The following is a 16,463-nucleotide window of genomic DNA, read 5'->3' as shown; positions in this document are numbered from 1 at the left end:
TTTACACTTTCGCTATTCCATTCATGAATAGCGAAAAATGAAACTCGTCGCCGCTTTGATGGCAGTGCTGTTCGCCGCGGGCGCGCAGGCCGCCGAAGTGCAGGTCGCCGTGGCCGCCAACTTCGTCGGGCCGATGAAGGTGCTTGCAGCCGACTTCGAGAAGGCCAGTGGACACAAGGCGGTGGTGACGTCCGGATCGACCGGCAAGTTCTACGCCCAGATCCGCAGCGGCGCGCCCTTCGACGTGTTGCTTGCCGCCGACGACGAAACACCGGCGCGGCTCGACCGCGACGGCGCCGCCGTCCCGGGCAGCCGCTTCACCTACGCCATCGGCAAACTGGTGCTGTGGTCGCCGAAGCCCGACATCGTGGACGGCAACGGCGATGTGCTCAGGCGCGGCCAGTTCGCGCACCTCGCGCTGGCCGCCCCCAAGCTCGCGCCCTACGGCGCTGCCGCGGTCGAGACCTTGACCCGGCTCGGACTGTTGGCCGCGCTGGAACCCAGGTTCGTGCAGGGCGAAAGCATCGGCCAGACCTTTGGGTTCGTGACCAGCGGCAACGCCGAGCTGGGCTTCGTCGCACTCTCGCAGGTCTATGAGGACGGCAAGATCCAGCGTGGCTCGGCATGGATCGTGCCGAGCCACCTGCACAACCCGATCCGGCAAGACGCGGTGCTGCTCGCCAGCGCCAAAGACAACGCGGCCGCGGCGGCGCTGCTGGCCTACCTCAAGACCGACAAGGCGAAGGCGGTCATCCGCGCCTTCGGCTACGACCTATAGCGACCTGTAGATGCCTTCCGCTGCGGACCTCGCCGCCATTGCGCTCACGCTCAAGCTGGCAGCGCTCACCACGCTGATCCTGCTGTTGCTCGGCACGCCGGTCGCCTGGTGGCTGGCCCGCACGCGCTCACGGTGGAAGGGCGTGGTCGGCGCGCTGGTGGCGCTGCCGATCGTGTTGCCACCGACGGTGCTGGGCTTCTATTTCCTGGTGACGATGGGGCCCGACGGGCCGATCGGCCGGCTCACCCAATCGCTCGGCCTCGGCCTGCTGCCCTTCACCTTCGCGGGGCTGGTGGTGGGGTCGGTGGTGTATTCGATGCCGTTCGTGATCCAGCCGCTCCAGAACGCGTTCGAAGCCATCGGCGACGAGCCGCTGGAGGCTGCCGCCACGCTGCGTGCCACGCCGCTCGACACCTTCTTCAGCGTGGTGCTGCCGCTCGCGCGGCCGGGCTACCTCACGGCCATCGTGATGGGTTTTGCGCATACGGTCGGTGAATTCGGCGTGGTGCTGATGATCGGCGGCAACATCCCCGACAAGACGCGCGTGGTGTCGGTGCAGATCTACGACCATGTCGAGGCGCTCGAATACACGCAGGCGCACTGGCTCGCGGCCGGCATGGTCGCGTTCTCGTTCGTCGTGCTGCTCGCGCTGTATGTGCTGAACCCGACCGGGCAGCGGCGGGTGCGGACATGAGCGCCGGTATCCGCGCCGCGTTGCGCGTCGGCCATCCCGGCTTCTCGCTCGATGTCGACCTCGCGTTGCCGGGCCGCGGCGTGACCGTGCTCTCTGGCCCCTCGGGCTGCGGCAAGACCACCTGCCTGCGCGCCATCGCAGGGCTGCAGCGCACGGCGGGCAACCATGTCCTGGTCAACGGCGCGCTCTGGCAGGACGGCGATCTCTTCGTGCCAACGCACCGGCGCGCGATCGGCTACGTGTTCCAGGAGACGCGGCTGTTCGCGCACCTCGATGTGCAGCGCAATCTCGAATACGGCATGCGCCGCGTGCCGCCATCCAGCCGGCGGGTGTCGCTGGCACAGGCGGTCGAGCTGCTGGGCATTGGGGCGCTCATGGCACGGCAGCCGCAAACGCTGTCGGGCGGAGAGCGGCAACGCGTGGGCATGGCACGCGCACTGGCCACCAGCCCCGACCTGCTGCTGATGGACGAACCCCTGGCCTCGCTGGACGCCGAGCGCAAGCGCGAGGTGCTGCCCTACCTGGAGCGCCTGCACGGCGAGCTCGACATTCCGGTTCTGTACGTGACCCATGCGCCGGACGAGATCGCACGGCTGGCCGATCACCTGGTGCTGCTCGATGCCGGCCGCGTGGTCGCCGCCGGTGCCGCAGCGGCACTGATGACGCAGCTCGATCTGCCGTTGGCCCACGGTGACACGGCAGGCGCGGTAATCCGGGCCACCGTGGTCCGGCATGAGCCGGCCTACCACCTCACGCAGGTCGAGTTCGCGGGGGGCCGGCTCAACCTGCCGCACCGCGGCACCCGCATCGGCCAGTTGGTGCGCGTGCGCATCCAGGCCCGCGATGTGAGCCTGACATTGCATCGGCAGAGCGACACCAGTGTGCTCAACATCCTGCCCGCCACCGTCACCGGACTCGCCGACGACAGTCCGGGCCAGACGATGGTCGGGCTCGACCTCGGGGGAACACACATCCTGGCGCGCATCACGCGCAAGTCGGCCGACCTGCTGCAGCTCGCGCCTGGCACGCCGGTGCATGCGCAGGTCAAGGGCGTTGCCATCGTCGAATAGCGGGCGCGCCGTCGTCGACTGATTTCACGCGCCGACCGGCACCTTGTCCAGAAAGCCGGTGACCGACTGGAGCTTGCCGGCTTCGAGCTGCGCGAAGTCGGTGCCCTGGATCAGGTCGGCAGCGCCGCTCGGGCCCAGCGTCCAGCTGAAACGCACGTGGTCGCCGTGCGCATCGGCCTTGCCGGTGAGCGCGAAGCGAAAGCCCGGGTAGCGCTGGTGCACGGCGCCAACCAGCGCGCTGATCTCGTCGCGGCCGCTGGCCTGCATCAGGGGGTCGACGTAGAGCGCGTCGGGCGCCCAGCCGGCTTCGAGCATCTGCTGCCGGCGCGCGGCGTCGGTTTCGTTCCAGAGGGCGATGTAGCGATGGGCGATGCCGACGGCGTCGGGGGTGGCGGTATTCATGGTGCGATTCCTTTCGGGGTTCAGGGCCCGCAACAGCGCGGGGTGAATGAATGGTCGCCGCCCATCGGCTTCGCGTCGATGACGCGGGAGGTCATGGCTGGAGCGAGAATCCTGCGCAAGAACCTCATCCGTCCCTGCCGTCCGAGAGAACGAACAATGCGTTTGCTGCTGGTTGAAGACGAAGCCGAGATGGCCTCGTGGCTGGTGCGCGCGTTCAAGCAGAGCGGCTTCGTGCCGGATCACGCGCCGGATGCCGCCACCGGCGAGTCCCTGCTGGCGGGCAACGACTACGACGCCGTGGTGCTCGATCTGCGGCTGCCCGACAAACACGGGCTGGCGCTGCTGGCGGACATCCGCAAAGCCGGCAACCGCACACCCGTGCTGGTGCTGACCGCACAGGGTTCGCTGCAGGATCGGGTCAAGGGCCTGAACGTCGGGGCCGATGACTTTCTGACCAAGCCCTTCGCCATCGAGGAGCTGGAAGCCCGCCTCACCGCGCTGGTGCGGCGCAGCCGCGGGAACGTCCATACGGTGCTGCAATGCGGCTCGCTCTCATGCCCCCACGACAGCCGGGCCTTCACCCTGGCCGGCAGGCTGCTGCAGCTGACGCCCCGCGAGAGCGCGGCACTCTCGGTGCTGCTGGCGCGCAATGGGTCGCCAGTCGAGAAATCGCATCTCTCGGGCAAGGTTTTTCCGGCCAACAGCAACGCCGGCCCGGATGCCATCGAGCTGGTGCTTCACCGGCTGCGCCGCAAGCTGGACGGCGGCGACGTGCGCATCGTGACCGTCCGTGGCCTGGGCTACATGCTGGAGCGCATCGCGCATGAAGACGCCGCGGACTGAAGCGTCCCGGTTCGGCATTCGCGCGCGGTTGCTGACCTTGCTGCTCCCGGCCGTCCTGGGTCTGCTGGCGCTCGACAGCTGGAACGACCACCGCGCATTGCGCACCCTGGTGCAGGATGCCTACGACCAGTCCTTGCTCGAGTCGGCCACGGCGCTGCAAGGCAGCGTGTTCGTCGCGCCGGACGGTTCGCTCCGGCTGGACGCACCCCGGGGGGTGCAGACCATGTTCGACGCCACCCGTCCCCGGCACAAGCATGTGCATGTCGGCCTCACACCCCAGCCGGCCGCGCAGGGCCCGGCAACCGCGCCGCCGCGCGCATTGACCTTGATGGGCGAGACCGATCTGCCGGCACCGCCTGCACTGGCGGCCTCGGCGGCCCCGGCGTCCCCGGTCTGGTACGACAGCGCCTGGCACGGCGAACCGTCTCGCCTGGTCGCACTTCGAAGCGAGATCACCGACGGGCGCGGCCAGCGCTTCGAGCTGCTGGTTCAGGCCGCCGAAGGCACCGGGCCGCGCGACCAGGCGCAGGCCAGCGCGACGCGACAGGCGCTGCTGCGCGATGCCCGCATGGTGCTGGTGGTGGTGCTGCTGGTCTGGCTCGGCGTGACCTGGTCGCTGCGGCCGCTGGAAGCGTTGCGCAGGTCGGTGCTGGCGAGCAAGGGCCGTGCGCTCGAACCGCTGGACACCCGCGGCGTGCCGCATGAAGTGGCGCCGCTGGTCGATGCCGTCAACGTGCACGTGGCGAGCTACCGGGACCTGCTCGACCAGCAATCGCAATTCCTGGCCGACGCATCGCACCAGTTGCGCACGCCGCTGGCCATCATGCTGACCCAGGCCGGCGTCGCGCTGCGAGAGAAGGATCCCGAGCAGCTTCAGCAGACCTTGCGCGCCATCGTCGCCCAGATCTCGCGCAGCAGGCGCTTGTGCGAGCAGTTGCTGTCGCTGGCCCACGCGAGCGACACGGCCCCGCCCGCCGATGCGCCGGCGGTCGTGGATCTCAACGCTGTCGCCCGGGACGTGGTGCTCCAGTACCTGGCCCTGGCCCACGAAAAGAACCAGGATCTGGGCTGGGCGGACGCCGGGCCCCATGGGGTTCCGGTGCTGGCCAGCGGCGCCGAGCTGCACGAGGCGCTCGCCAACCTCGTGCACAACGCCATCGTCCACACGCCACCCGGCGGGCGCATCACGGTGACGGCGAGCTGGCGCGATGGCGTGGCGCAGGCCGAAGTCCGCGACGACGGCCCCGGCATCGCCGAGGCACGACGATCCGAGGTGTTCGAACGCTTCCGCCAGGGCAGCGCACACCCCGCAAAAGGCCCTAACGGTGCTGGGCTGGGCCTGGCCATCGCACGCGCCTACGCCCGGCGCAACGGCGGCGACATCGCGCTCGCGAACGCCGATGCCGACGACGCAGGCGCCAGCGGCTTGCGCGCCATCCTGCGCCTTCCTCCGGGCGCCGCCGACCCTCGTTAGCGCGTTAGTGATAACACGTATTTAGAGGGTGCGCGGGCAAAACGAAAGCCGATTGGAAGCCTCGCTCCCTACCATCCGCTCCGCCTGCCCGCCACGTGCGGGACACAACCAGAAGGAGACCCGGATGACTCAGCCCGCATTGCCGACAACGCGCCGCGCCGCACAGCCCCGGAGCAGCACGGCATGAATTTCAACAACCGGAATTTCGTGAGGGGGCTTTTCCTCATGGCGATCGCGCTGCTGTTCGGCCTGGTGGCCAGGAGCAACTACGCGATCGGCGAGTTCAGCCGCTCCGGGCCGGGCCTGTTCCCGGTGATGGTCAGCGTGTTCCTGTTCGTGATCGGCCTGCTCAGCGTGGTGCGCTCGCACTTCGTGCCGCCCGTTCCGCTCGAACACAGCGTCAAGAACATCGCGATCATCATGCTGAGCCTGGTCGGGTTCACGGTGATCTCCGAATACATCAACATGATCCTCGGCATCGTGTTCCTGGTGTTCTTCTCGACCCTCGCCGGCACCTCGTACTCGGTGGTGCGCAACATCAAGATCTCCGTGGGTCTGATCGCGGTGGCCTTCGCCTTCAAGAACTTTCTCGGCCTCAGCCTGCCGCTCTACTGATGGACATCCTGCACAACCTCGCGTTCGGGTTCGAACAGGCACTGACGCTGCAGAACCTCTTGTACTGCGCCCTGGGCTGCACGGTGGGCACGCTGGTCGGGCTGCTGCCCGGGCTCGGCCCGTTGTCGACCATCAGCCTGCTGCTGCCGCTGACGTACTCCATCCCCACAGGCGGCGCGCTCATCATGCTGGCCGGCATCTACTACGGTGCGCAGTACGGCGACAGCGTGAGTGCCATCACGATGAAGATTCCGCACGCCAGCAGCATCGTCGCGTGCATTGACGGCTACCAGATGACGCTCAAGGGCAAGACGGGCCTGGCCCTCTTCACCGCGGGCATCTCGAGCTTCATTGGCGGCACCGTGGCCATCATCGTCCTGTCGACGATGGCGCCGGCGTTGGGCGAGGTGGGCTTCCTGTTCGGGCCGGCCGACTACTGCGCGCTGATGCTGCTCGGCTTTTTCTGCGTGAGTTTCGTCAGCAGCGGCAGCCTGCTCAACGGCCTGGCGATGGCGATGGTCGGCGTGCTGCTCGGCATGGTCGGCACCGACGTGAACAGCGGCGTGGCGCGCTACACGATGAATCTGCCCTTCCTGCAGGACGGCATTGGCCTGATCAGCATCGCGCTCGGCTGCTTCGGCATCGCGGAGGTGGTGAAGAATCTCGACAACAAGAACGTTCTCACGCCCTTCAACGGCAAGATCAAGCTCATGCCGACCTGGGCCGAGTTCAAGCGCATCATCCCTAGCGCCTTGCGCGGCAGCGTGATCGGCTCGATCCTGGGCATCCTGCCCGGCGGCGGCCCGACGATCGCCCAGTTCGCGGCCTACGCGGCCGACAAGCGCTTCAGCAAGTACAAGGACGAGATCGGCACCGGCTGCATCGAAGGCGTGGCCGGCCAGGCGGCCGCGGACGAGGCGGCGGCGCGCACCAGCTTCATCCCGCTCATGGCCATTGGCATTCCGGAGAACGCGGTCATGGCGCTGATGATGGCGGCCTTCATCGTGAAGGGCATCCAGCCCGGCCCGAACATGATCGCCACGCACCCCGACCTGTTCTGGGGCCTGGTGGCCAGCATGTGGGTGGGCAACTGCTTCCTGGTGGTGCTCAACGTGCCGCTGGTGCGCTATTGGCTGTCGGTCTTCAAGATTCCGTACACGGTGCTGTTCCCGGCGATCATGTTCTTCTGCTGCATCGGCACCTACAGCATCAACAACAGCCTGGAAGACATCTACACCACCGCCGTGTTCGGCCTGATCGGCTATTCGTTCCTCCGGCTCGACATGGAGGCCGCCCCGCTGATGCTGGGCTTCATCCTGGGCCCCATGCTCGAAGAGAACTTCCGCCGCGCCATGCTCCTGAGCCGCGGGGAGTTCGGTATTTTCATCCATCGCCCCATCAGCGGCACCTTGCTCGCCGTGATCGGCGCCGTGGTGCTGTGGCAACTGGTGGTGTTCGTCCGGGGCTTGCGGCGGCCACCTGTTCACATCGAGGAAACGGCGGTCGTTTCCGGGTGATGGGCCGCGGACGGGTCGGTTGGATTCGGGGCGCTGAGGTTCGGGGGCGCCCAAGGTTCAGAAGCGCTGACGGTCAGGAGGCTGGGGTTCAGGGGCGCTGAGGGTCACGGGGCTGAGGTTCAGGGGTGGGATCAGGTCGGCGGGGCACGCTGCTCCGCGAATGTCCCCCGGCCTGCGGCCTCCTCCTTTATTTCGCTGCGCAGCGTGCCCCACCGCCCTGATCCTGGTAGCGGCGTGACCGTTAGCGCTGAACCCCACGAGCGTGCCCTGGCCGCTGGTGGTGGGTGGCCCCTGCAGCGAAATAAAGGAGGAGGCCGCAGGCCGGGGGACATTCGCGGAAGGGGCCACCCGCCGCCATCGGCCCGCCCCAGGCCCTCCCGCACCGGCCCCCGCCCCACAGGCCCCACCCCCGGGCCCTACGCCCGAGCCGAAGTACTCATCTGGCGTTGGGAAAGAACAGCTGCTCGCCGTTGATCTTGTAGCTCGCAATGTTGGCCTGGCCCGCAGGCGAGATCACCCAGTCGACGAACTTCTGCGCACCGGTGCTGTTGAGCTTGGGAAACTTCGCGGCACTCGGCACCATCACGCCGTACTGGTTGAACAGGCGCTTGTCGCCTTCCACCAGCACCGCGAGATCGGCCCGATTCTTGAAGCTGAGCCAGGTGCCGCGGTCGGCCAGCACGTAGCCGCCGGTGGAGGCCGCGATGTTGAGCGCCGGCCCCATGCCGCAACCGCATTCCTTGTAGCCGCTGCCCTTCTTGTCGTTGGCCAACGGCGTGCCCGCTTCGCCCAGGCCGGTCAGGTTCCACAGCCGGCGCTCGGCCGAGTCGGTGCCGCTCTTGTCGCCGCGCGAGACGAATGGCGCGTTGGCCGCGGCCAGCTTCTTGAGCGCGGTCACGATGTCGTTGCCCTTGACGCCGGCTGGGTCGGCCTTCGGGCCGACCAGCAGGAAGTCGTTGTACATGACGGGGTGGCGCTTCGCGGCAAAGCCTTCGGCCACGAACTTCTCTTCGGCCGCGGTGTCGTGCACGAACAGCACATCGGCATCGCCGCGGCGCGCCATATCGATCGCCTGGCCGGTGCCGACCGCCACCACCTTGACCTCGATGCCGCTGGCCTGCTTGAAGGCCGGCAGCATGTGCGCGAACAGCCCCGATTGCTCGGTCGACGTGGTCGAGGCCATCGTGATGGTTTCGGCGCGCGCCACCAGGATGCTGGCGCCCAGCAACACCAGCGCCACCGCAGCCTGGGCCGTGGGGCCCACACCGAAACGCTTGAAAAAGGCTCTCATGCCAACTCTCCTTTGACGAACAAATGGGCTTCTTCGGGCAGCGGGCCGTGGAAGAACTCATGCACCGGCAGGTCGGCGATCACGCGGCCCTGTTCGAGGTAAACGACTCGGCTGGCCAGGCGCTTGACCTGGCCCAGGTTGTGGCTCGCGAACACCAGCGTGCGCCCGCTCGCGGCCTCGGCCAGCAGGGCCTCGACCTCGCGCTTGGCATGGGGGTCGAGGCTGGCGGTCGGCTCGTCCAGCAGCAACACCTGCGGCTGCAAGGCCCAGGCGCGCGCCAGCGCCAGGCGCTGCTGCTGGCCGCCCGACAGCGTGCGCGCATTGCGCGCCAGCAGCCCCTCGAGGCCGACGCGGGCGAGCGCCGGGCCGGCCGCACCGCGCGCGTCGCGCCACGGCATGCCGTGCAACCAGAGCGCGACTGCCACATTGGTTCCGGCACTTGCACGCAGCATGTGCGGCCGCTGGAACAGCATGGCCTGGTCGCGCCGCGGCGCATGGCTCGCAAAGCGACCGGCCGCATGCGGCACCAGCCCGTGCAGCAAACGCAGCAGCGTGCTCTTGCCGCTGCCGTTGGCGCCGATCAACGCAACCCGCTCGCCTGCATGGATCGACAGCGACGCATCACGCAACGCCGTGACGCGGCCGAAGCGCACCTCGACCTGGCTCAATGCGAACAAGGGCGCACCGCTCATCGGTGCACCCTTGGCGCTGCGCGCCTTCCCGCCAAGCGGGAGCGAGCTTGCTTGGGGCGGCCCGGCGCTGCGCATCGGTGCACCCTTGGCGCTGCGCGCCTTCCCGCCAAGCGGGAGCGAGCTTGCTTGGGGCGGCCCGGCGCTGCGCTCATGCCGTCACCCGCATCGCCACGGCAGCACCGCCGTCGACGCGCTCGCGCCAGGCGCGCAACAGGCTGATCAGCACGTTGAGCGCGAGTACCACCAGCAGCAGCAACAGCCCCAGTGCCAGCGCCAGCGGCAGATCGCCCTTGCTGGTTTCGAGCGCGATGGCGGTGGTCATCACGCGCGTGAAGCCGTCGATGTTGCCGCCCACCACCATCACGGCACCGACCTCGGACACGGCGCGTCCGAAGGCGGCGATCAGCACGGTGACCAGCGCATACCGCTCGTCCCACACCAGCAGTAGCGCGCGCGCCAGCGGGCCGGCGCCGAGCGAGCGCCACTGCTCGCCATGCGAGCGGTCGGCGTCCTCGATGGTCTGGCGGGTGAGCGCGGTCACCACGGGCAGCACCAGCACGGTTTGCGCGAGCACCATGGCCTTGAAGGTAAACAGCCAGCCCAGTGCGCCGAACGGGCCGGAGCGCGACAGCAGCAGGTAGACGACCAGCCCGACCACCACCGAAGGCAGCGCCAGCAGCGTATTGAGCAGCGTCAACACCAGGCCGCGGCCGCGAAAGCGGGCTACGCCAAGCCACGCCCCACACAACAGGCCGAGGCCGCAGGCCAACCCGCACGCACTGGCACTGACAGCCAGCGAACGACCGACGATGGCGAGCAGCACCGGGTCGCCGGAGACGATCAGTTGCCACGCCGACAGCGCGCTTTGGGCAAATGTGTTCATGCGGCGGATTTCATGGCCGCGAGAAAGTAGCAGGGCCGGCGGGCCAACCTATGCAATCGCGTGCATAGGTTGTCGTCTGCTCTGCATAATGCTCGACGCGCAGCCATCCTTTCCCATCCCGTGCAACAGATCGAACTTTCCTACCTGATTACGCCGCGCCGGCGGGTCGGAGGCGCGCTGATCGGCAACCCGTTGATGGCGCTGCTGCAGGCCGTGCGCGAACACGGCTCGATCTCGGCGGCGGCCCGCTCGCTCGAGCTGTCCTACCGCCATGTGTGGGGCGAGCTCAAGCGCTGGGAGCAGAGCTTCGGCCACGCGCTGGTCACCGGCGAGAAGGGCCGGCGCGCCCAGCTCTCGGAGTTCGGCGACAAGCTGCTCTGGGCCGAGCGCCAGGCCCAGGCCCGGCTCGCACCGCAGATCGAGGCACTGCATGCCGATCTGGAGCGCGCCTTCGCGCTGGCCTTCGACGACCGCACCCATGTGCTGAGCCTGCAGGCCAGCCATGACGATGCGCTGGTACTGCTGCGATCGCATGCGGGCGGCAGCGCGCGGCTCCAGCTCGACATCCAGTTCAGCGGCAGCGTGGACGCCATCAGCGCGCTGAACCAGGGCCGCTGCACCATGGCGGGTTTTCACACGCTCGAATCGGCCGCGGCCGGCTCGTTCACGCAGCGCACCTACCAGCCGCTGCTGAAGCCGGGGCTGCACAAGCTGATCGGCTTCGCACGCCGTACGCAGGGCCTGATCGTGGCGCCGGGCAACCCGCTCGCGCTGAGATCGCTGGCCGACGTGGCGCGCCTGCAGGCCCGGTACGTGAACCGTTCGATCGGCACCGGCACGCGCGTGCTGCTCGACGAGTTGCTGGACGCCGCCGGGCTCGATGGCGACGCGCTCGACGGCTACGGGCGCAGCGAGCCCTCGCACGGCGCGGTGGCGCACGCGGTGGCCGCGGGCCAGGCCGATGCCGGGCTCGGCCTCGAATCGGCGGCGCGCGCCGCGGGCCTGAGTTTCGTGCCGCTGGCGCATGAGCGCTACCACCTGGCCTGCCTGAAGTCGGCACTGGCGCATCCGGCGACCGAAGCCTTGCTAATGTTGCTGCGCGGCGCGGCCTGGCAGCACCGCCTGGGCACGTTGGCCGGCTACGAGAGCGCCGCCAGCGGCGAGGTGCAGTCGCTGAGTGCGTTGCTGCCCTGGTGGCAGTTCAAGTCCAAAAAGAAGATTGGGTCGACCCCGTGAGCGTTCCCCCGCTGCCTGATCAGTGGCCCATCGGTGACGGCGAAACCGCCAGCCTGGTGCGCCAGCTCGGCGCGGCCGATTCACCGCTTGGCTCAGCGGCGCAGTGGCCAGTGGCGCTGCGTACCACCATCGACTTTCTGTTGCCATCGCAAGCGCAGATCGTGCTCTTCTGGGGTCCCGATTTCGTGGCCTTCTACAACGACGCCTACGCGCCCACCATCGGCCGCAAACATCCGGCCGCACTCGGCCGCCCAGCGCGCGAACACTGGGCCGAGCTGTGGGACGACCTGCGGCCGCTGCTCGAGCGCGTGCTGCTCGACGGCGAAACGGTCAGCGCGAACGACCGCCCCTTTTCAATCAACCGGCACGGCGAACTCGAGCAGGTGTTCTTCGACATCTCCTATTCGCCGGTGCGCGAAAACGACGGCCGCATCGGTGGCGTGCTGTGCATCGTGAGCGAAACCACGGGCCGCGTGCGCATGACGCAGGCGCTGGCGGCCAGCGAAAGCCGGACGCGCGAAACCAACAGGCAGTTGCAGATGGCCCAGGCGGCAGGCGGCATCGGCGTGTTCCTGCTCGATATCGAAACCAACGCGCTGAGCGTGTCGACCGAGTTCTGCCGCATCTTCGGCGTGCCGATGCGCGCTGATTTCGAATCCACCGAAATCGAGCGCTTGCGCGCTGGCCCGAACGAGCGGATGTCGACGGCCGAAACCCGCGCCGATGGCAGCGCACCGCTCAATGTCGAATACCGCATCCGGCGCGCCAGCGACGGTGCGCTGCGCTGGATCTCGCGCCGGGCCGAACTGGTGCGCGACGACGCCGGCCGGCCGGTGCTGATGCGGGGCGTGGTGCAGGACATCACGGCGCAGAAGTGGTCCGAGACCACGCTGCGCGAGAGCGAAGCGCGTTTTCGCGCACTGGCCCAGGCCGTGCCGAACCAGGTCTGGACGGCCGCGGCCGATGGCCAGCTCGACTGGTTCAGCGAGAGCGTGTACGCCTACTCGCAACTCACGCATGCCGAGCTCGCGGGCAACGGCTGGAATTGCATGGTGCACCCGGAAGACCTGCCGCGCATCACGGAACTCTGGGCCCGTTCGCTGGCGCTGCAAAGCGCCTACGAATCCGAGTTCAGGTTGAGACGACACGACGGCGCCTGGCGCTGGCACCTGGTGCGCGCCCAGCCGCTCGACGCCGCGGCAGACCTGGGCGTGCCGGTACGCTGGGTCGGCACCAACACCGACATCGACGACCAGAAGGCTGCGCAGGCCCGGCTCGAGCAGAGCGTGGAGGAGCGCACGCGCGACCGCGACCGGCTGTGGCATTTGTCGACCGACATCATGGTCGTGGCCGACTTCGGCGGCCGCATCACCGCGATCAACCCGGCCTGGGAGGCGCTGCTGGGCTGGACCGAGACCGAACTGCTCGGCAGTCAGATCCTCGACGTGCTCCACCCGGACGATGTCGCGGCCGCGGCCGCAGAACTCGGCCACCTGGCGCGCGGCCACAGGATGCTGCGCTTCGAATGCCGCCTGCGCCACCGGGACGGCAGCTTCCGCACGGTGTCATGGACGGCCGTGCCCGACGATCAGTTTCTGCATGCGGTGGGGCGCGACATCACGGCGCTGCGCGAGTCCGAAGCCCGGCTGCGCCAAAGCCAGAAGATGGAAGCCATCGGCCAGCTCACCGGCGGCATTGCCCACGACTTCAACAACCTGCTGCAGGGCATCACCGGTTCGATCGAGGTGATGCGCCGGCGCGTGGTGCTGGGCCGTACCGAAGGGCTCGAGCGCTACATGGACGCGGCCACCCAGTCGGCCCAGCGAGCGGCATCGCTGATCCAGCGGCTGCTGGCGTTCTCGCGCCGCCAGACGCTCGACACCCGGCCGGTCGACGTCAGCCGCCTGATCGGCTCGATCGAAGAGCTGCTGCGCCGCACGCTGGGCGAACAGGTGGAGCTCGCGGTGCAGCTTGATGCCGGCGCGGGCGCTGCGCTATGCGACGAGAGCCAGCTCGAAAGCGCGATCCTCAATCTGGCCATCAACGCGCGTGACGCCATGCCGCACGGTGGCGAGCTGCACATCACGGCCTCGCAGGTAATGCTGACCGATGCCGACACGCACGGCCATGAAGGGCTGGAACCTGGCCACTATTGCACCATTGCGGTGGTCGACAGCGGCACCGGCATGCCGCCCGATGTGCTGGCCAAGGCTTTCGATCCGTTCTTCACCACCAAGCCGATCGGCCAGGGCACCGGCCTCGGGCTGTCGATGGTGTACGGCTTTGTGCAGCAGTCGCTCGGCCACGTTCGCATCCAGAGCGAGGTGGGCCAGGGCACCACGGTCACGCTTTACCTGCCGCGCGCCGGCAACCAGGACGCGTCGGATTCGGTGGTCGCGGCAGCCGTGGCCCTGCCGCAGGGCAGCGGCGAGGTGGTGCTTGTGGTGGAAGACGACCCCGGCGTGCGCCTGCTGGTGCTCGACGTGCTGGAAGACCTGGGCTATCGCACGCTGCAGGCGGCCGACGGTGCTGCCGCCGTCCCCATCCTTCAATCGGGCCAGCGCATCGACCTGCTGGTGAGCGATGTCGGCCTACCGGGCATCAATGGCCGCCAACTGGCCGAAATCGCGCGCCAGCACCGCCCCGGCCTCGACGTGTTGTTCATGACTGGCTATGCCGAGCACGCGACCACGCGCGCCGAGTTCCTGGCGCCGGGAATGCAGATGATCGCCAAGCCCTTCGCCATCGACGATTTTGCGCACATGGTCGAGCAGATCGTGCGCCAGCAGCCGCGTGGCCGCTAAGCCGCCAGCGGCAGCCGCGCCGTGAAAAGCGCACCGCCCTCAGGCGGGCTCGATGCGTCGATCCGGCCACCGTGTGCGTGCAGGATCGCCTGAGACAGGGCCAGGCCCAGCCCGATGCCTGGTACCGCCCCGGTGCGCGCCGCGGCGCCGCGGAAGAAGCGCTCGAACACGTAGGGCAGGTCTTGTGCCTGGATGCCGGGCCCGTCGTCGCCCACGACGATGACGGCTTCCATGCCCTCGGTGGCGATGCGCAACATCACATGGCCGCCGGGTGGAGAGAACTTGACCGCGTTGTCGAGCAGGTTGGCAAGCACCAGGCTCGTCGGGCCGCGCGCGACCATGGCCGGCCCGGCGAACGAGCGGGCCAGCGTGATCTGTACGCCACGCTCCCGGGCGGCGCTTTCCTGCCGGGCCACGGCGTCTTCCGCCAGGGTGTCGAGCGGCGCAGTTTCGGCCGGGCCGCGCTCCTGGCCGGCGTCCAGCCGCGCCAGCGTCAGCAGCTCTTCGACCAGCAGCGTAAGGCGCTCGACCTCCTCGACGCACGACTGCAGCGCAACCACATAGTCAGCCGGTTCGCGTGGCCGCCGCAGCGCCAGCTCCAGCTCGGTGCGCAGGCGCGACAGCGGCGAGCGCAGCTCGTGCGAGGCGTCCGCGGTGAAGCGCCTCTGCGCGTCGAAGCCATGCTCGAGGCGATCGAGCATCTCGTTGAGCGTCTGCACCAGTCGCCCGATCTCGTCGTTCGTGCCCGGATGCGGCAGGCGCCGCCCCAGGCTGGCATCGCCGATGCGGTGCGCCTGCTCGACCACGTCGTCGATCGCCCGGAACGCACCCCGCGTCAGCAGGAAACCCGCTGCGCCCACGGCCACCAGCAGCGTGACGCCCATCACGCCGAACAGCACGCTGGCCGTCGCGACAACATGGTTCACGTCGTCGAGCGAGCCGGCCACCTGCACCGCACGCACGGCCCCGCGGCCCTGTACCGGCAACGAAACCATGCGCGTCGGCTCGCTGCCGAAGCTGTGCAGGGTTTCGAACACGACCTCTCCTGCAGCGAGGCGCGTCAACAGATCGGGTGACACCGGAAGCCGGGCCGCGCCGAGGTTGCGGCTGCGCGCGAGCACCTCGCCACCGTCACCGACGATCTGCAGCAGCCGGTCGAGTCGCTCGAACGAAGGCGGCGCGCCGACGGCCACTGCCTCGTGCACGCTGACGGATTGGCCGGCCTGTTCCGGCAGCGCGCTGGCTTCGGTCTCCGCCAGCGCCAGCAGCGCGGCGTCGAGTTGCCCGTGCACTTCACGTGACAGCGTCCAATAGGCGGCGGCCGCCGTGACCGTGAGCACCACCACGATGACGGCCTGGTGCGCCAGCGTCAACCGGGTGCGAAAGCCGATCACGCGTCAGCTTCCGCCGCGCTCAGCCGGAAGCCGCGGCCGCGCACGGTGTGGATCAGCGCGGGCAGCCCAGGGGCATCGATCTTGCGGCGCAGATTGCCGACGTGCACATCGATCAGGTTGTCGATGGCGATCAGATCGGCCTTCCACACCTGCTCGGCCAGGCGCGAGCGGCTGACCACGCCGCCCGCTTGCCGCATAAGCACTTCGAGGATCGCGTACTCCTTGCGCGTGAGGGTGATGGCGACCTCGCCGCGGGTAACGCGCTGGGCCATCGGGTCGAGGCTCAGATCCTCCACCGCGAGCACTGGCGGCCGCGTGAGTTCGGAGCGCCGCAGCAACGCGCGCGCCCGCGCGAGCAGCTCGTCGAAGGCGAAGGGCTTGGTCAGGTAATCGTCGGCCCCGGTGTTGAGGCCCGCCACGCGGTCGCCTAGCGCATCGCGTGCGGTGAGCATCAGGATCGGCGTGTGAACCTTGTTGTGCCGCAGCGCCTGGCACAGCGCCAGGCCATCCTTGCCGGGCAGCATCCAGTCGAGCACCAGCAGGTCGTATTCGGAAGAAAAGACACGCAGCTCACCCTCTTCGGCCGAGCCGGCGATGTCGACCAGAAAACCTTCTTCCTCGAGCCCGCGCGCAAGCAGGCGTGCGGCCTTGGCATCGTCTTCAACCAGCAGGATCTTCATGCCGGCGAGTCTCGCATCAACGCACGGCGGCAGCGGGCTGGCGCATCGATCCTGAAGAGATTTTCAGGATTTCTTGCGACGCTCTTCAGG

General features: G+C 68.6%; 15 protein-coding genes. 9 read left to right on the top strand and 6 right to left on the bottom strand.

The window, feature by feature from the left end:
- The first annotated feature begins 37 nt into the window (after positions 1–37).
- The 3 genes from modA to modC are packed head-to-tail and all read left to right on the top strand — an operon-like array spanning position 38 to position 2,542.
- Positions 38–778, top strand: coding sequence for a molybdate ABC transporter substrate-binding protein (modA, locus tag ACSFA8_RS03455; protein ID WP_435478113.1), 741 nt, complete (start codon positions 38–40; stop codon positions 776–778).
- Between the two features lie 10 nt (positions 779–788).
- Positions 789–1,472 carry a molybdate ABC transporter permease subunit gene (gene modB / locus ACSFA8_RS03450; RefSeq protein ID WP_435478112.1) on the top strand — a complete coding sequence of 228 codons (684 nt, stop codon included), beginning with the start codon at positions 789–791 and terminating at the stop codon, positions 1,470–1,472.
- Entirely contained in the window at positions 1,469–2,542 is a 1,074-nt protein-coding gene (gene modC / locus ACSFA8_RS03445; protein ID WP_435478111.1) for a molybdenum ABC transporter ATP-binding protein, read from the top strand. The genes modB and modC overlap by 4 nt, the downstream gene beginning before the upstream one ends.
- Before the next feature lie 24 nt (positions 2,543–2,566).
- Here the strand turns inward: modC and ACSFA8_RS03440 are convergent, their stop codons facing one another.
- Positions 2,567–2,944 (bottom strand): nuclear transport factor 2 family protein, encoded by a 378-nt coding sequence (locus tag ACSFA8_RS03440; protein ID WP_435478110.1) that lies wholly within the window; start codon positions 2,942–2,944, stop codon positions 2,567–2,569.
- A 156-nt stretch (positions 2,945–3,100) separates the two neighbouring features.
- Here ACSFA8_RS03440 and ACSFA8_RS03435 point away from each other — a divergent pair, with 156 nt between their 5' ends.
- From ACSFA8_RS03435 to ACSFA8_RS03420, 4 genes are all read left to right on the top strand, one after another.
- Complete coding sequence (locus ACSFA8_RS03435) at positions 3,101–3,787, top strand: response regulator (protein ID WP_435478109.1); 687 nt, start codon at positions 3,101–3,103, stop codon at positions 3,785–3,787.
- Positions 3,768–5,261 (top strand): sensor histidine kinase, encoded by a 1,494-nt coding sequence (locus tag ACSFA8_RS03430; RefSeq protein WP_435478108.1) that lies wholly within the window; start codon positions 3,768–3,770, stop codon positions 5,259–5,261. Before ACSFA8_RS03435 ends, ACSFA8_RS03430 begins: the two co-directional genes overlap by 20 nt.
- A gap of 183 nt (positions 5,262–5,444) precedes the next feature.
- Positions 5,445–5,876 (top strand): tripartite tricarboxylate transporter TctB family protein, encoded by a 432-nt coding sequence (locus ACSFA8_RS03425; RefSeq protein WP_435478107.1) that lies wholly within the window; start codon positions 5,445–5,447, stop codon positions 5,874–5,876.
- On the top strand, positions 5,876–7,393 hold the full coding sequence (locus ACSFA8_RS03420; RefSeq protein ID WP_435478106.1) for a tripartite tricarboxylate transporter permease: 1,518 nt from the start codon (positions 5,876–5,878) through the stop codon (positions 7,391–7,393). Before ACSFA8_RS03425 ends, ACSFA8_RS03420 begins: the two co-directional genes overlap by 1 nt.
- Before the next feature lie 436 nt (positions 7,394–7,829).
- Here ACSFA8_RS03420 and ACSFA8_RS03415 read toward each other — a convergent pair whose 3' ends face one another.
- From ACSFA8_RS03415 to ACSFA8_RS03405, 3 genes are all read right to left on the bottom strand, one after another.
- Positions 7,830–8,684 carry an ABC transporter substrate-binding protein gene (locus ACSFA8_RS03415; protein ID WP_435478105.1) on the bottom strand — a complete coding sequence of 285 codons (855 nt, stop codon included), beginning with the start codon at positions 8,682–8,684 and terminating at the stop codon, positions 7,830–7,832.
- Positions 8,681–9,376 carry an ABC transporter ATP-binding protein gene (locus ACSFA8_RS03410; RefSeq protein ID WP_435478104.1) on the bottom strand — a complete coding sequence of 232 codons (696 nt, stop codon included), beginning with the start codon at positions 9,374–9,376 and terminating at the stop codon, positions 8,681–8,683. The genes ACSFA8_RS03415 and ACSFA8_RS03410 overlap by 4 nt, the downstream gene beginning before the upstream one ends.
- Before the next feature lie 148 nt (positions 9,377–9,524).
- Positions 9,525–10,259, bottom strand: a complete 735-nt coding sequence (locus tag ACSFA8_RS03405) for an ABC transporter permease (protein WP_435478103.1) — start codon at positions 10,257–10,259, stop codon at positions 9,525–9,527.
- Positions 10,260–10,379: 120 nt separating this feature from the next.
- On the opposite strand from ACSFA8_RS03405, the gene ACSFA8_RS03400 reads away from it, so the two are divergent.
- Complete coding sequence (locus ACSFA8_RS03400) at positions 10,380–11,495, top strand: substrate-binding domain-containing protein (protein ID WP_435478102.1); 1,116 nt, start codon at positions 10,380–10,382, stop codon at positions 11,493–11,495.
- A complete protein-coding gene (locus ACSFA8_RS03395; protein ID WP_435478101.1) occupies positions 11,492–14,299 on the top strand; it encodes a hybrid sensor histidine kinase/response regulator in 2,808 nt (935 codons plus the stop codon). The genes ACSFA8_RS03400 and ACSFA8_RS03395 overlap by 4 nt, the downstream gene beginning before the upstream one ends.
- On the opposite strand, the gene ACSFA8_RS03390 is transcribed toward ACSFA8_RS03395, so the two are convergent.
- On the bottom strand, positions 14,296–15,693 hold the full coding sequence (locus ACSFA8_RS03390) for a sensor histidine kinase (protein WP_435478100.1): 1,398 nt from the start codon (positions 15,691–15,693) through the stop codon (positions 14,296–14,298). The genes ACSFA8_RS03395 and ACSFA8_RS03390 overlap by 4 nt on opposite strands.
- A complete protein-coding gene (locus ACSFA8_RS03385) occupies positions 15,690–16,373 on the bottom strand; it encodes a response regulator transcription factor (RefSeq protein WP_435478099.1) in 684 nt (227 codons plus the stop codon). The genes ACSFA8_RS03390 and ACSFA8_RS03385 overlap by 4 nt, the downstream gene beginning before the upstream one ends.
- Positions 16,374–16,463: the final 90 nt, after the last annotated feature.

The sequence above is a fragment of the Variovorax nitratireducens genome, from assembly GCF_051216545.1.
GTDB lineage: Bacteria > Pseudomonadota > Gammaproteobacteria > Burkholderiales > Burkholderiaceae_C > Variovorax.
This window is presented reverse-complemented; position numbering and strand designations above follow the sequence as displayed.

What these genes read in the sequence shown, in the direction of transcription:
- modA (WP_435478113.1), top strand. Translation starts at nt 38, where the DNA reads ATGAAACTCGTCGCCGCTTTGATGGCAGTGCTGTTCGCCGCGGGCGCG.
- modB (WP_435478112.1), top strand. Translation starts at nt 789, where the DNA reads ATGCCTTCCGCTGCGGACCTCGCCGCCATTGCGCTCACGCTCAAGCTG.
- modC (WP_435478111.1), top strand. Translation starts at nt 1,469, where the DNA reads ATGAGCGCCGGTATCCGCGCCGCGTTGCGCGTCGGCCATCCCGGCTTC.
- ACSFA8_RS03440 (WP_435478110.1), bottom strand. Translation starts at nt 2,944, where the DNA reads ATGAATACCGCCACCCCCGACGCCGTCGGCATCGCCCATCGCTACATC.
- ACSFA8_RS03435 (WP_435478109.1), top strand. Translation starts at nt 3,101, where the DNA reads ATGCGTTTGCTGCTGGTTGAAGACGAAGCCGAGATGGCCTCGTGGCTG.
- ACSFA8_RS03430 (WP_435478108.1), top strand. Translation starts at nt 3,768, where the DNA reads ATGAAGACGCCGCGGACTGAAGCGTCCCGGTTCGGCATTCGCGCGCGG.
- ACSFA8_RS03425 (WP_435478107.1), top strand. Translation starts at nt 5,445, where the DNA reads ATGAATTTCAACAACCGGAATTTCGTGAGGGGGCTTTTCCTCATGGCG.
- ACSFA8_RS03420 (WP_435478106.1), top strand. Translation starts at nt 5,876, where the DNA reads ATGGACATCCTGCACAACCTCGCGTTCGGGTTCGAACAGGCACTGACG.
- ACSFA8_RS03415 (WP_435478105.1), bottom strand. Translation starts at nt 8,684, where the DNA reads ATGAGAGCCTTTTTCAAGCGTTTCGGTGTGGGCCCCACGGCCCAGGCT.
- ACSFA8_RS03410 (WP_435478104.1), bottom strand. Translation starts at nt 9,376, where the DNA reads ATGAGCGGTGCGCCCTTGTTCGCATTGAGCCAGGTCGAGGTGCGCTTC.
- ACSFA8_RS03405 (WP_435478103.1), bottom strand. Translation starts at nt 10,259, where the DNA reads ATGAACACATTTGCCCAAAGCGCGCTGTCGGCGTGGCAACTGATCGTC.
- ACSFA8_RS03385 (WP_435478099.1), bottom strand. Translation starts at nt 16,373, where the DNA reads ATGAAGATCCTGCTGGTTGAAGACGATGCCAAGGCCGCACGCCTGCTT.